General features: G+C 39.0%; 8 protein-coding genes. 6 read left to right on the forward strand and 2 right to left on the reverse strand.

The window, feature by feature from the left end; genetic code table 11:
* Positions 1 to 23: 23 nt before the first annotated feature.
* The 4 genes from ADS77_RS20425 (at position 24) to ADS77_RS20440 (ending at position 2,836) form a co-directional block, all read left to right on the forward strand.
* Positions 24 to 998, forward strand: a complete 975-nt coding sequence (locus tag ADS77_RS20425) for a serine/threonine protein kinase (RefSeq protein ID WP_054206847.1) — start codon at positions 24 to 26, stop codon at positions 996 to 998.
* A gap of 34 nt (positions 999 to 1,032) precedes the next feature.
* On the forward strand, positions 1,033 to 1,656 hold the full coding sequence (locus ADS77_RS20430; protein WP_054206848.1) for a thiol:disulfide interchange protein DsbA/DsbL: 624 nt from the start codon (positions 1,033 to 1,035) through the stop codon (positions 1,654 to 1,656).
* Between the two features lie 20 nt (positions 1,657 to 1,676).
* A complete protein-coding gene (locus ADS77_RS20435) occupies positions 1,677 to 2,315 on the forward strand; it encodes a thiol:disulfide interchange protein DsbA/DsbL (protein ID WP_054206849.1) in 639 nt (212 codons plus the stop codon).
* Between the two features lie 62 nt (positions 2,316 to 2,377).
* Entirely contained in the window at positions 2,378 to 2,836 is a 459-nt protein-coding gene (locus tag ADS77_RS20440; RefSeq protein WP_054206850.1) for a DUF523 domain-containing protein, read from the forward strand.
* An 8-nt stretch (positions 2,837 to 2,844) separates the two neighbouring features.
* On the opposite strand, the gene trmA is transcribed toward ADS77_RS20440, so the two are convergent.
* Positions 2,845 to 3,948, reverse strand: a complete 1,104-nt coding sequence (gene trmA / locus ADS77_RS20445; protein ID WP_054206851.1) for a tRNA (uridine(54)-C5)-methyltransferase TrmA — start codon at positions 3,946 to 3,948, stop codon at positions 2,845 to 2,847.
* A 163-nt stretch (positions 3,949 to 4,111) separates the two neighbouring features.
* On the opposite strand from trmA, the gene ADS77_RS20450 reads away from it, so the two are divergent.
* Positions 4,112 to 5,233 (forward strand): DUF5610 domain-containing protein, encoded by a 1,122-nt coding sequence (locus ADS77_RS20450; RefSeq protein WP_054456063.1) that lies wholly within the window; start codon positions 4,112 to 4,114, stop codon positions 5,231 to 5,233.
* 63 nt (positions 5,234 to 5,296) lie between these two features.
* Positions 5,297 to 6,106: a glutamate racemase gene (gene murI / locus ADS77_RS20455; protein WP_054456065.1), complete on the forward strand. Its 810-nt coding sequence runs from the start codon at positions 5,297 to 5,299 to the stop codon at positions 6,104 to 6,106.
* Here murI and ADS77_RS20460 read toward each other — a convergent pair.
* Positions 6,069 to 6,548, reverse strand: a complete 480-nt coding sequence (locus tag ADS77_RS20460) for an RNA recognition motif domain-containing protein (protein ID WP_054206854.1) — start codon at positions 6,546 to 6,548, stop codon at positions 6,069 to 6,071. The genes murI and ADS77_RS20460 overlap by 38 nt on opposite strands.
* Positions 6,549 to 6,991: the final 443 nt, after the last annotated feature.

Raw genomic sequence — 6,991 nt, forward strand, 5'->3', positions numbered from 1 at the left:
CTTTTTTTATATTGATGAGAATTATGAGTAAATTTAGCTTTGTAGACTTAACCCCAGATTCAATTTTAGATGCCGTTGAAAGTATCGGCATTTATGCCGAGTCTGGCTTATTAGCATTAAATAGTTATGAAAACCGTGTTTATCAATTTAAAGCTGAAGATGGCAATCGCTATGTTGTTAAATTTTACCGACCTGAGCGCTGGAGCAAGGCACAAATACTAGAAGAGCACTTATTTGCAGCGGAGTTAGCTGATGCCGAGGTGCCTGTTGTTGCGCCGATTAGTCGTAATGGTGAGAGTTTATTTGAACATGACGGCTACTTGTTTACGCTGTTTCCAAGTGTTGGTGGACGTATATTTGAAGTTGATAATTTAGATCAGCTTGATGTACTTGGGCGTTTGATAGGCCGAATGCATCAATCAGCAAAAGTCAGTGAATTTAGTCACCGGCCTACAATTAGCTGTGATGAGTATTTAGATACAGCTAAAATTCAGCTTCAAAACAGTAATCTAGTGCCAAGTAGCCTAACTACAGCGTTTTATACCATTTTGGATATGGTGATCGATAAGACCAAATCACTCTATCAACAAGTCAGCACAATACGCCTGCATGGAGACTGCCACGCAGGTAATATTTTGTGGGCGGGTGATGCGCTCATGTTTGTAGATTTAGATGATAGTCGCCAAGGTCCTGCTATTCAGGACTTATGGATGATGCTAAGTGGCGATCGAAACAACCAACTGTTACAGTTAGATACCTTGGTGGCGGCCTATGAAGAGTTTTGTGATTTTGACCACTCTCAGCTTAAATTGATTGAACCATTACGTGCTATGCGTATGATCCATTACATGGGATGGTTAGCTAAACGCTGGGATGATCCTGCATTTCCACGGAACTTTTCGTGGTTTGCGGATGACAAATACTGGGAGCAACAAATTTTAGCATTAAAAGAGCAGTATTCTGCACTACAAGAACCAGCGCTAAAATTACTGCCATAAATAAATTATTTTAAAAAAGTGAATCGAGAGTCCAATGCTTAAAAAATTAAAACTGAGTCTTCTACTTTTATGTTTACCCTTTGCAGCTATGGCCGCAGACTTTAAAGCGGGTGATCAATATGATGTATTGAATATTGAAAAAAGCAAAACGCCCCAAGTAACCGAGTTTTTCTCATTCTATTGCGGACATTGCTTTAAGTTTGAGCCCGTCGCTAAAGCGATCGAAAAAAGCTTGCCTGAAGGTGCTGAGTTTATTAAAAACCATGTAAATTTTCTTGGTGGTTTAACACCACAAGTGCAAAGTAACTTAAGCTACGCTTATATCATTGCTAAACAGCATAATAAAGGTGAGAAAATTGCGGATCAAATCTTCAACAGTATTCATGTTCAACGCGCACCGCTTGATAACATTAAAGATGTTAAAAAGTTACTTGAAGTGAATGGTATTGATAATGATACATTTAATAGCGATATTGCCAGCATGCCAGTTATTTCAGCAGAGCGTGCTATGCAAGATAAGCAAAATAAATATTCTGAAATGGGCGCTTTGACCGGCGTACCAACATTCATCGTAAACGATAAATATAAAATAAATATCAATACCATTAAGAGCCAAGAGCAGCTTAATGAGTTAGTAGAATTTTTATTAGAACAATAATTTTTTGGAGTTAATTGATTATGATTAAATTAGTTAAAGCAGGATTACTTGCCTTATTACTACCTTTGGCGGCAAATGCGGCGCCAACGACTTACGAAGAAGGCGTGCATTATGAGATTGTCTCTGAGCGTGCGAGCAAAAAACCTGAAGTAAAAGAGTTCTTTTCATTTTATTGCCCAGCGTGTAATAACTATGAAGCGCTACTGGCTGAAGTTAAACCAAAATTAAATACAGGCGTTGAGTTCAAAAAAAGCCATGTGGATTTTGTCGGTGTGCGAGACCCAGAAAATCAGCAAATGATCTCTCAGGCTCTAGCAACAGCTGAAGTGCTACCACAAAAGGATGCATTGATTGCCGCTATGTTTAACCATATTCACGCCAAGCGCGCAAAGTTTAACGAATTAGCAGATATAAAAGATGTATTTGTTGCCCAAGGTGTTGATGGCGACAAGTTTGATAAAGTTTATAAGAGCTTTTCAGTGCGCACTATGAGCTCGAAGATGAAACGCGATCAAAATTACTATAAAGAAAAGGGCGCACTACGTGGCGTACCAACCTTTATCGTCAATGGTAAGTATAAGCTTAACTTAGGTCGTGAAACAGGTATTACAGAACCTGATGATATTAGTAAACTGATTAACTATTTAGCTGCTAAATAGCTAAATACAAAATTATGATGAAAGCCCCGGATGCGGGGCTTTTTTGTTTATAGAGATGCATGATGGAAAAGATTTTCGTATCGAGTTGTTTGTTGGGCGCCCCCGTACGTTATGACGGTAAAGGCCAGGCATTAAAACACCCCCAATTAGCCACTTGGCAGCAGCAAAAAAGAATCGTTTCTTTTTGTCCGGAAGTTGCTGGTGGCTTACCAATTCCACGAGCCCCTGCAGAGTTAAAGTCACAAAAAGTAATAACCAAAAGCGGTGAAGATATGACTGCTGAGTTTGAGCTTGGTGCTCAAAGAGCGTTACGCTTTTGTAAGCTAAACCACATTCGGTTTGCATTACTAAAAGAGTCGAGCCCGTCATGTGGGCGAAATAATATCTACGACGGCACGCATAGCGGTATAAAAATCATAGGTATGGGTTTAACTGCGGCATTATTAGAGCAAAATGATATAAAGGTATTTAGCGAAATGCAAATACCAGCGCTGTTAAAAGCACTGGCACAGGAAGTATAGCTATTTTATCAAAGCGCCTTTTTTTGTAAAAACACGCCCGACTCAATATGGTGGGTGTATGGGAACTGATCAAAAATAGCGAAACGTTTAACGTCATGCGTACGGGTTAAGTGGTCTAAATCGCGTTCTAGTGTCTCAGGGTTACACGAAATATAAATAATGCTCTCGTAATTGGCGACTAAATCACATGTTAATGTATCCATGCCTGCGCGTGGTGGATCTACTAAAATAGTTTGACAATCGTAGCTGGTTAAATCAATTCCTTCTAACCTAGAGAATGTACGCTCGCCGTTCATTGCTTGCGTAAACTCTTCACTCGACATACGAATAATATCTAAATTGGTTACATTATTTTTAGCAATATTATATTGCGCCGAATGCACCGATGACTTAGATATTTCTGTTGCCAATACACGGTTAAATGAGCCAGCTAGCGCAATTGAAAAATTACCATTGCCGCAATAAAGCTCAAGTAAATCATTCTTAAGAGGTTTACATAAATCTTGTGCCCACTCCAGCATTTTGATGTTCACTTGTGCATTGGGTTGAGTGAAGCTATTTTCTACCTGCTGATAAATAAGCGCTTGGCCATTAACCGTTAAGTGCTCGGTTACATAGTCAGTGCCTAGTACTTCTTTTTGTTTACGCGCGCGACCAATAAAGTCAATTTTAAATGAATGGCTTAGCTTTTCTTTTAAGGCTTTTATTTCAGCCATCCACTCTTCATCAAGTGGCTTGTGGTAAAGTAAACTTACTAAAATTTCACCACTGAGAGTCGATAAGTAGTCAATCTGAAACAGTTTGCGGCGCAGGATTTCACAGTCTTTAAGATTATCAATCATCGCTTTCATTACTTCACCAATTAATGGCGCAGCAGGGTCAAACTCATCGACCCTAATTTTTTCTTTTGTTGCTTGGTCAAACATGATGTGAAACAGATCGTCGCCATCATGCCAAACTCTAAATTCAGCTCGTTGACGGTAATGAATTGGTTCAGAGGCAAATACGTCTAGTTGTTCAACACCAAAGCGTTGGAATTGCGCAATGATACGTTGCTCTTTTTCTGTTAATTGTGCATCGTATTCAGTTGTATCTATCTTTATAACCGCCATTACCTAATACCTTATCTCATTATGCTGTTTATCGGCGCTATTGTAGGGGGCAGAGAGTATTTGTCTAGTTTTGAGTAATAGTAAATGCTGTTTTTTTGTACGTATCGCTTTAGTTATTCGTTTTTAGGCCGATAATGAAGTAAGCAGAAATAGGAGTCGGATCATGAAAATTGGTAACTTTGGCTTTGTTCCAAATAATAATGTCAATAAATACAGCAATAAAGGCGCATTGCAGCAGCCTACAATACAATCTCCCCAAGATAGCTATCAGCAACGTGGCAAAGAATTAGCTGCAAAAGTATTGGGAGATAAAATGGCTGAAGCCTTAGGTTTGCCGATCGCTGAAGAGAAAAAAGACAAGCCACTGTTTGATTTTGATGAAATTGTCAAAAATGTGCTTAGCTTTGTTACTGGCGCAGTTAAAAAGGCACAGGTCGATGGCGCAGACAATGAGAAATTAAAAGGTATGCTTGATGACGCACGTAAAGGTGTGCAAATAGGTATCGATGGCGCGTTTGAAGAACTAAAAGATACCGGCATCTTAAATGATGAAATTGAAGAAGGTATAGAAAAGTCAAAAGAGGGCATTTTTAATGGCCTCGATGAATTTGAAGATGACTTATTTAATCCCAAGCCAGATTCAGTAAGTGTTACGCAGGCGCAATATTTAAGTTTAAGTAATAACGCGCAATATAACTTCACGACCGCAGAAGGTGATGAAGTGAGTATTAGTTTTGCCGATGCATTCAAACAGCAATCAGCAAGTAGTTACCAGCGTAATGGTCAAAATGAAGGTTATGCGAGTGAATCATCGCAATCACGAGAGCTATCATTTAGCATGTCAGTCAATGGCGATTTAAATGAAGATGAGCAAGAAGCCATTAACGCCCTTATGGAAGACCTACAGAGTGTCAGTAAAACATTCTTCGGTGGTGACATGGAAGATGCATTTGAGCAAGCTAAAGAGCTAAATCTAGGTAATGAACAGCTGGTGGCATTTTCAATGGATTTAAAGCAAACCAAAACGTTCGCGGCAATAAAAGGCTATGAAGAAAATAAGCCTGCGCCAGAAAAAGCAATTACCGAGAAGGTCGCGCCATTTAACAGTGATTTAAAAGATGCATTTAATAAAGCAGGTGATCTTGCATTGCAAAATGAGCTGTCAGGTATTTTGCAATGGTTAAATCAAGATCAGGAAGAAGTCGGCAAGCTAGTTGATTATACCAAGGCCATGTTTGAACAAATGAACAAGTTACGCTCAGCAACACTAGAGGGTGAAGCTTAAGCTTTATTTTAGAAGATGTGCATGGCAAACTGGTCAGCTTAGGTTTAGTTTGGAGCGAGTCGTTTGTCAGCACATATAATGGTATTTGATTCTGGAATAGGGGGGACAACCGTTCTTGAGCATATTCAGAAGCAGCTCCCATATGCACGCATTAGCTATTTTATGGATAATGCATTTTTACCCTATGGTAAATTGAACCAGCAAAAAATTATTGAACGCCTCAGAGGTTTACTGCACTTTATCGAAGTGAACTCACTTAACGTTGATGTGTTAGTTATAGCATGCAATACGGCATCCACTTCAGCATTGAGTGCTATTCGATCATTAACACACATTCCTATAGTAGGCGTAGTGCCTGCCATTAAACCTGCCGCAAGTATCACGAACAGTCATCACATAGGCCTACTCGCAACACCAGCAACGATAAGCAGCCCATATACACAGCAATTAATCGAAGACCATGCTTCATCTATCACTGTTAGTTTATATAGTAGTGTCGCGTTAGTCGCTATTGCTGAATATGCCTACTTAAATGGAGTGGTCGACACAGACAAGTTAAACGCCGAGCTTAGAGAGTTATCAATTAATCAAAGTATTGATGTTTTGGTATTAGGGTGTACGCATTTTCCCATTTTAGCGTCGGCGATTCATGCATTTTATCAAGGCAGCATTAAATTATTAGATTCGGGAGCGGCGATAGCAAAGCGGGTAGAAACTGTGCTTATAGAGAAAAACTATTCCTTAAACAGCAAAGTTACTTTTGATCACAAAAAAAAGCCGCTGCATTATTATGCAACGGCTTCTATTGTCATTGATGAGCAACCGGTGGAGCTAGTTACACTGACTGATCCGATTCAGAACGAAAAGAGTTAGGCTCGTCATCTTGTTTTTGTTTTGCTTCACGAACTTTCAACGTACGTTGTTGGAACTCGCTATCGTTTAACTTAGCAATTGCATTATCAGCATCTGACTCTGCCATTTCAACAAAACCAAAGCCGCGGCGCTTGCCAGTATTTTTATCCTTTAATAAACGAACATTAAACACTTTACCTTGCTCTTCAAATAAAGCACGAACAACACCTTCATTTGCACGATAAGGAAGATTGCCTACATAAAGTGTTTTTGTCTTTACTTCGGCTTCTTCTAAATCGTCAGACGACATTGCAGCAATAACAACACCACCAATTAGTAAACCAGCACCAAATAACAGTGCAGGACTTAATTGTAGGCTTGAAAGCGCAAAATTAACTATAACGAAACCAATAACAGCAAGGATAACTGAAGAGATAAGAGATTTTTGATCGGGTAATTTCATTTTTGATCTACCAATAAACAGGAAATAAACATTAATTTAACATTGTGAACTTGCTATCTTAACGCGATAAATGAACATAGCAATGGTATTTATGTGAAATTATCTAATTTAGCTTAAAAAAACAGCTCTGTAGTAGGCGTGAATTATCATTTTAAGCCGATTAGCACGCTTTTTGAGCGAACAGTCAAAATATCGAAAAAAAGTGTTGATCTGTTTTTGGATCTCCCTATAATGCGACCCCACTGAGACGGGAAACGCCAACGCATAGCGAGGCACGGACTTATCAGAGAGTTAAATAAAACTTCGGTTTTAAATATTCCAAAAGAAAATTTAAAACAAAGTGTTGACTCGAAAAATAAAGGGTGTATTATTCGCATCCCTTGAGTCGCTAAAGCGAATCAAAACGTTCTTTAACAATATAAAGCAATCATCTGTGTGGGCAC

Source organism: Pseudoalteromonas porphyrae, assembly GCF_001298125.1.
GTDB lineage: Bacteria > Pseudomonadota > Gammaproteobacteria > Enterobacterales > Alteromonadaceae > Pseudoalteromonas > Pseudoalteromonas neustonica.

Excerpts from the sequence above, each read along its gene's own strand:
- ADS77_RS20430 (WP_054206848.1), top strand. The coding sequence starts at position 1,033 with ATGCTTAAAAAATTAAAACTGAGTCTTCTACTTTTATGTTTACCCTTT.
- ADS77_RS20425 (WP_054206847.1), top strand. The coding sequence starts at position 24 with ATGAGTAAATTTAGCTTTGTAGACTTAACCCCAGATTCAATTTTAGAT.
- ADS77_RS20460 (WP_054206854.1), bottom strand. The coding sequence starts at position 6,548 with ATGAAATTACCCGATCAAAAATCTCTTATCTCTTCAGTTATCCTTGCT.
- trmA (WP_054206851.1), bottom strand. The coding sequence starts at position 3,948 with ATGGCGGTTATAAAGATAGATACAACTGAATACGATGCACAATTAACA.
- ADS77_RS20440 (WP_054206850.1), top strand. The coding sequence starts at position 2,378 with ATGGAAAAGATTTTCGTATCGAGTTGTTTGTTGGGCGCCCCCGTACGT.
- ADS77_RS20435 (WP_054206849.1), top strand. The coding sequence starts at position 1,677 with ATGATTAAATTAGTTAAAGCAGGATTACTTGCCTTATTACTACCTTTG.
- ADS77_RS20450 (WP_054456063.1), top strand. The coding sequence starts at position 4,112 with ATGAAAATTGGTAACTTTGGCTTTGTTCCAAATAATAATGTCAATAAA.